Genomic DNA, 6,000 nt, shown 5'->3' on the forward strand with positions numbered 1-6,000 from the left:
GAGATGCAGTTATTTTTTTGATTTTAAAAAGGAATATTCCATAATTTTGTCCAAGCCGGAATATGTGAATTGTGAAATGAATATAGTAGCAATGGAATGATCTATACCGGATATGTTCATTTCCAAAAGAAGACATGTAGGAAGCTATGGTCATGAACATGCGGGAGGGGAAAACAAGGAGGAGCTAGGAATGGAAATATTAAAAGTTTCAGCAAAATCTAATCCTAATTCTGTAGCTGGTGCGCTTGCAGGTGTTTTGCGAGAAAGAGGCGGCGCAGAAATCCAAGCGATTGGTGCGGGCGCACTAAATCAAGCGGTTAAAGCAGTAGCTATCGCAAGAGGGTTTGTCGCGCCTAGCGGAGTGGATTTGATTTGTATCCCGGCATTCACAGATATTAAGATTGATGGGGAAGAACGGACTGCTATTAAACTAATTGTAGAGCCAAGATAAAAAATGCGGAATCTTTGATGAAAGATGACCTGTTGCATGAATGCAAACAGGTCTTTTTTTGCGTTAAAAATAGGCTGAAGAGCTTACATAGCATCAACTTAATTATTATATTGATTTTAAAAATAAAATATTCAAATTTTCACCAAAATTAGTCTGAAAGGGTTGCTTTTTTTAAGAACTAGGTCTAGAATTGAAAGCGTTTAGTACCCATTCATTTATCTAACATTAGACTGGTTTTTGAGCTATATATAATGATTTTGATGTGTACTATTCTAATTGTATAAAACGTTTTCATATATTTTCTTAACGTATCCAAAGGGGTGTAAGTCATGATCAATCAACTTTCATGGAAAGTTGGAGGGCAACAAGGGGAAGGTATTGAGAGTACTGGAGAAATATTCTCAATAGCATTAAATCGTTTAGGCTACTATTTGTATGGTTACCGTCATTTCTCTTCACGAATTAAAGGCGGTCATACGAACAATAAAATCCGTGTCAGTACTACACAAGTAAGATCTATTTCTGATGATCTTGATATTTTGGTAGCTTTTGACCAAGAAACTATTGATCTTAATTACAAGGAACTACATGATAAAGGTGTTATTATTGCGGATGCCAAATTCAGTCCTAATAAGCCTGAAGATACAGGTGCGGCCATGTATGCTGTTCCATTCACTGAATTAGCAACTGAACTGGGAACATCCCTAATGAAAAACATGGTTGCAGTTGGAGCAACTTGCGCAGTATTGAACTTAGATATTAACGTATTTGAAGAAGTAGTTCAAGAGATTTTTGGACGAAAAGGCCAACAAGTTGTTGAGAAAAATATGGAAGCCATTAAAGCTGGCTTTGACTTTATGAAAGAAAACCTTGGGGCAACTGAATTAATGGAGCTTGAAAAAGCTGATGGCAAAAAGCGTTTATTTATGATTGGTAACGATGCCATCGCTTTAGGTGCTCTTGCAGGCGGTTGCCGCTTTATGGCTGCTTACCCAATTACACCAGCGTCTGAAATTATGGAATATTTAATAAAGAAGCTTCCACCGCTTGGCGGGGCTGTTATACAAACTGAAGATGAAATTGCTGCGGTTACAATGGCAATCGGAGCTAACTATGGCGGAGTTCGTTCTCTAACTGCTTCAGCTGGACCAGGTTTAGCATTGAAAATGGAAGCCATCGGATTATCTGGTATGACTGAAACTCCACTTGTAATTGTTGATACACAGCGTGGAGGTCCTTCAACAGGTCTGCCAACGAAGCAAGAACAGTCTGACCTAATGTCTATGATATATGGTACTCATGGAGAAATTCCAAAAATCGTAATGGCTCCAAGTACTGTACAAGAAGCGTTTTATGATACAGCTGAAGCATTTAACCTTGCTGAAGAATATCAATGCCCTGTTATTATTCTTTCAGATCTTCAACTTTCTTTAGGTAAACAAACGGTTGAACCGCTAGAATTAGATAAGGTTGAAGTACGCCGTGGAAAGCTTCAAACTGGAGATTTACCTGAAGCAGATGGTAGCTACTTTAAGCGCTATGAAGTAACTGAAGATGGAGTTTCACCACGTGTTATTCCTGGTATGAAAAATGGTATTCACCATGTTACAGGTGTAGAGCATGATGAAACAGGAAAACCATCTGAATCTGCGATTAATCGTAAAGCGCAAATGGATAAACGCTTCCGTAAAATTGAGAACATTAAATTTAATACACCTGTTCACAAAAATGCACCACATGAAGAAGCTGATTTATTAATCATTGGCTTTAACTCAACTCGTGGCGTTATTGAAGAGGCAATCGGCCGCCTTGAAAAGGATGGTTTGAAAGTGAACCATGCACAAATACGTTTAATTCATCCGTTCCCAACAGATGAAGTATTGCCGCTCGTAAAATCTGCTAAAAAGATCGCTGTTGTTGAAAACAACGCTACTGGGCAATTGGCAAACATTATTAAGATGAACGTCGGACATGCTGAGAAGATTCACAAAATGTTAAAATACGACGGAAATCCATTCTTGCCACATGAAATTCACACAAATTGCAAGGAGTTGTTCTAAATGGCAACATTTAAAGATTTTCGAAATAGTGTAAAGCCAAATTGGTGCCCAGGCTGCGGAGATTTCTCTGTACAAGCGGCTATCCAGCGTGCGGCTGCAAATGTTGGTTTAGAGCCTGAGAATCTAGCAGTTATTTCAGGTATCGGATGTTCTGGACGTATTTCCGGATATATTAATTCATACGGCTTCCATGGAATCCATGGGCGTTCCCTTCCAATTGCACAAGGTGTTAAAATGGCAAACCGAGATTTAACAGTTATCGCTTCTGGCGGTGACGGTGATGGTTTTGCTATTGGAATGGGCCATACGATCCACGCTATTCGCCGTAATGTAAATATTACGTATATTGTTATGGATAACCAAATTTATGGTTTAACTAAAGGTCAAACATCTCCGCGTTCAGCAGCAGGCTTTAAAACAAAATCAACGCCTGAGGGTTCAATTGAACAAGCTATTGCCCCAATGGAAATGGCTCTAACTGCTGGAGCAACATTTGTTGCCCAAAGCTTTTCAACAGACCTAAAAGACTTAACAGCTTTAATTGAAGCAGGAATTAACCATGATGGTTTCTCATTAATTAACGTATTCAGCCCATGTGTAACTTATAATAAAGTGAACACTTATGACTGGTTTAAAGAAAACTTAACTAAGCTTAGCGATGTTGAAGGATATGATTCTTCTAACCGTGAAATGGCTATGCAAACATTAATGAAGCATAATGGACTAGTAACAGGACTTATCTATCAAAACACTGAGCGAAAATCATACCAAGAGTTGTTAAAAGGCTACTCTGAGCAGCCATTAACTCAAGCTGAACTTAATTTAGATCAGGCTCACTTTGATAAATTAATTCAAGAATTTATTTAAGCCGTTTTGGCTGAAAAAGAAACCCAGTTATTGGGTTTCTTTTTTATACTCAAGATTAAATTTATTATATGGCTATGAAATAGTGATTATAGTCACGTACAATTTATTAAGATTCCTATAAGATAAGGTGAAACTTCAATCAGTGGGGGGGCCTTCATCCCCCACTGATTGTTAGATGCGGCCCACAGGATGTGGGTCACATAGACGAAGACATTAGGCCGTGGCGTTCTTAGTCTATGTTCCAATAATCGGGCCTTTACGGGCTGTTGATCCTCCACTTTAGAAATTTTTGTTTTACTCAACTTCTTGCAGTGGGGATCTTACAGCCCGTTAATCTGCGATAAATATTTGTGAATAGCTTTTTTCATTTACATAGTAGATTTGTGATTAGAAGTTGAGAGCTTCAAGTCAGTAAATGTATTGTTTTAATACCCTAAAAGCATTATACTATACTAATGTGAATTGCTTTATTTTACCCATTACCTCAACCAATGCTTTTAAAAATACACGATAAAACAAAACTCTCTAAAACCCGGATATGTTAGAAAGGGGATTAAAATATGAATGAAAAGCAAAGACTTGAAGGACAACAAGTGAAAACAGCTAATCCATCGGACAAAAAATCCGAAAAGGATTACAGTAAGTACTTTGAGACCGTGTTTACACCGCCATCCTTGAAGGATGCTAAAAAACGTGGAAAAGAAGAAGTAAAATATCATAAAGATTTTGATATTCCGGAAGAATTTCATGGAATGGGGAAGGGCCGAAAGTTCTATATCCGCACATATGGCTGCCAAATGAATGAACATGATACAGAAGTCATGGCAGGGATCTTTATGGGACTTGGCTATGAACCAACTGATACTGTGGAAGATGCTAATGTGATTCTCTTAAATACATGTGCCATTCGCGAAAACGCTGAAAATAAAGTGTTCGGTGAACTTGGCCACTTAAAGCATTTGAAAAAGGAAAAACCTGACTTGCTTTTAGGTGTTTGCGGCTGCATGTCCCAAGAGGAGTCTGTCGTAAACAAAATTCTTAAAACCTATAATCAAGTCGATATGATTTTCGGAACACATAATATTCACCGTCTTCCTAACATCCTAAAAGAAGCATATATGTCAAAAGAAATGGTTATTGAAGTATGGTCTAAAGAGGGAGATGTTATCGAAAATCTTCCAAAAGTACGCCGAGGCAATATTAAAGCTTGGGTTAATATTATGTATGGCTGTGATAAGTTCTGTACTTATTGTATTGTACCTTTTACTCGGGGGAAAGAGCGAAGCCGGCGACCAGAGGATATTATTCAAGAGGTTAGACAATTAGCAGCTCAAGGTTATCAAGAAATTACCCTGCTTGGACAAAATGTTAATGCTTACGGGAAAGACTTTGAAGATATTAAATATGGTCTTGGAGATCTTATGGATGAAATTCGTAAAATTGATATCCCGCGTGTTCGTTTTACTACTAGCCATCCACGAGATTTTGATGACCATCTCATTGAAGTCTTGGCAAAAGGCGGAAATCTCGTAGAGCATATTCACTTGCCTGTTCAATCTGGTTCAACAGAAGTGCTTAAAATCATGGCTCGCAAATACTCGAGAGAACAGTATTTAGAACTTGTTCGAAAAATAAAAGCTGCAATCCCTAATGCAACATTCACTACAGACATTATTGTCGGTTATCCGAATGAAACAGAAGAGCAATTCCAAGAAACGCTTTCCTTATATCGTGAAGTAGGGTATGAGGCAGCCTATACCTTTATCTATTCCCCTCGTGAAGGCACACCTGCAGCAAAAATGCAGGATAATGTTCCAATGGAAGTTAAGAAGGAACGTTTACAGCGCTTAAATGCAGTAGTTAATGAGTTTTCTGCTGAAGCAATGAAGAAATATCAAGGTCAAACTGTTGAAGTTTTAGTTGAGGGCGAAAGCAAGAATAATCCAGATGTGTTAGCAGGCTATACGAGAAAAAATAAGCTAGTTAATTTTATTGGTCCAAAATCAGCAATTGGTAAAATTGTTAATGTGAAAATTACAGATGCTAAAACGTGGTCACTAAACGGAGAAATGGTTGAAGAACTAGATGCGGTAGAGGTGGAGTAAGATGGGGAAATACACAAAGGATGACATTGTAGCAAGAGCAAAAGAGCTTGCACAAATGATTGCAGAAACGGAAGAGGTTGACTTTTTTAAACGTGCTGAAGCCCAAATTCATGAAAATGCTAAAGTAAAGGCAACAATTACGAATATTAAAGGTTTGCAAAAGCAAGCAGTTAATTTGCAGCATTTCGGCAAAATGGAAGCATTAAAAAAGACTGAAGATAAAATTGAATCCCTTCAGAACGAGCTGGATGAAATTCCTGTTGTGCAAGAGTTTAAGCATTCACAAATTGAAGTGAATGAACTTCTGCAGCTAGTTGCATCAGTCATTTCTAATACAGTCACAGATGAGATCATTTTGACAACTGGCGGGGACCTTTTAAGCGGCGAAACAGGTGCTCAAATAAAAAATAGTGACTGTTCACACCATTAATAATAAAGTCAGAACTCCTTTTGGAATTATTTCCGAAAGGAGTTTTTTTGGTGCGCCCGGCATGGGTTTAATCTCTAGGGTGAAAGT

General features: G+C 38.0%; 5 protein-coding genes. All 5 read left to right on the forward strand.

Features of this window, described 5'->3' with window-relative positions; genetic code table 11:
• The first annotated feature begins 190 nt into the window (after positions 1-190).
• The 5 genes from spoVS (at position 191) to V7127_RS05755 (ending at position 5,913) form a co-directional block, all read left to right on the forward strand.
• On the forward strand, positions 191-451 hold the full coding sequence (gene spoVS, locus V7127_RS05735) for a stage V sporulation protein SpoVS (protein ID WP_009791522.1): 261 nt from the start codon (positions 191-193) through the stop codon (positions 449-451).
• A gap of 329 nt (positions 452-780) precedes the next feature.
• Positions 781-2,511, forward strand: a complete 1,731-nt coding sequence (locus V7127_RS05740) for a 2-oxoacid:acceptor oxidoreductase subunit alpha (RefSeq protein WP_335484271.1) — start codon at positions 781-783, stop codon at positions 2,509-2,511.
• Positions 2,512-3,378: a 2-oxoacid:ferredoxin oxidoreductase subunit beta gene (locus V7127_RS05745; protein ID WP_335484273.1), complete on the forward strand. Its 867-nt coding sequence runs from the start codon at positions 2,512-2,514 to the stop codon at positions 3,376-3,378.
• A gap of 560 nt (positions 3,379-3,938) precedes the next feature.
• The gene (gene miaB, locus V7127_RS05750; RefSeq protein WP_335484275.1) at positions 3,939-5,483 is read left to right on the forward strand and encodes a tRNA (N6-isopentenyl adenosine(37)-C2)-methylthiotransferase MiaB; all 1,545 of its coding nucleotides are present in this window, start codon (positions 3,939-3,941) and stop codon (positions 5,481-5,483) included.
• 1 nt (position 5,484) lies between these two features.
• On the forward strand, positions 5,485-5,913 hold the full coding sequence (locus tag V7127_RS05755) for a RicAFT regulatory complex protein RicA family protein (protein ID WP_335347639.1): 429 nt from the start codon (positions 5,485-5,487) through the stop codon (positions 5,911-5,913).
• The last annotated feature ends 87 nt before the right edge of the window (positions 5,914-6,000 follow it).

This window comes from Bacillus sp. JJ1773, from assembly GCF_036962035.1.
In the GTDB taxonomy this organism is placed as follows: domain Bacteria; phylum Bacillota; class Bacilli; order Bacillales; family Cytobacillaceae; genus Cytobacillus.

Excerpts from the sequence above, each read along its gene's own strand:
- spoVS (WP_009791522.1), top strand. The coding sequence starts at position 191 with ATGGAAATATTAAAAGTTTCAGCAAAATCTAATCCTAATTCTGTAGCT.
- V7127_RS05740 (WP_335484271.1), top strand. The coding sequence starts at position 781 with ATGATCAATCAACTTTCATGGAAAGTTGGAGGGCAACAAGGGGAAGGT.
- V7127_RS05745 (WP_335484273.1), top strand. The coding sequence starts at position 2,512 with ATGGCAACATTTAAAGATTTTCGAAATAGTGTAAAGCCAAATTGGTGC.
- miaB (WP_335484275.1), top strand. The coding sequence starts at position 3,939 with ATGAATGAAAAGCAAAGACTTGAAGGACAACAAGTGAAAACAGCTAAT.
- V7127_RS05755 (WP_335347639.1), top strand. The coding sequence starts at position 5,485 with ATGGGGAAATACACAAAGGATGACATTGTAGCAAGAGCAAAAGAGCTT.